We start from the raw sequence: 667 nt of genomic DNA, 5'->3' as shown, positions 1-667 counted from the left end.
AAAAAGTTGTTGCTGGCATTACCAGCCAACATGTCGGTTTGGCTCATTAAGGTAATCAACCAAATCGTAAAACCGACTGCGAGGCCAACATAAACGCCTTTCTTGTTACCCTGACGCCAATACATACCGCCAATCAATGCAGGAGCAAACTGGGTAATGGCTGCAAACGAGAGAAAACCTATCGCAGAGAGTGAGTGGATACTATCTAAGGCCTGATAAAATCCCCATGCACCAATCAACAAAATCAGAATTAGAGCGCGGCGAATACGCAGCAAAAGCTCAGAAAAGTGGTGATGGTTGCGCTGCGCCAAGCGCATTCGGCGTAATATCAGCGGCATCACTAAGTCGTTCGATACCATGATCGCCAAAGCAATGGTTGAAACAATCACCATACCGCTCGCCGCCGAAGTACCGCCCAAAAACGCCAGTAACGCAATCTCGCTTGCCCCCACCGCCATCGGCACACTGATCACGTAAGTATCGGCAGATGTTCCGCTCAATAACCCTTGCCCGACCCACGCGATTGGCAACACAAATACGCCCATCAAAATCAGATACAGCGGGAACAACCAACGCGCGACGTGCAAGTCTTGCGCACGTTCATTTTCCACCACCATGGTGTGAAACTGGCGCGGCAAACAGACAATCGCCAACATAGTCAGCACAG

At 50.2% G+C, this 667-nt stretch carries 1 pseudogene; it reads right to left on the bottom strand.

Features of this window, described 5'->3' with window-relative positions:
- Positions 1-667 (bottom strand): annotated as a pseudogene (locus tag R7044_RS25805) (hybrid sensor histidine kinase/response regulator); the annotation flags it as partial.

This window comes from Vibrio sp. 1402, from assembly GCF_033340275.1.
The sequence above is the reverse complement of the archived record's forward strand: the minus strand, read 5'-3'. Positions and strand labels throughout refer to the sequence as shown.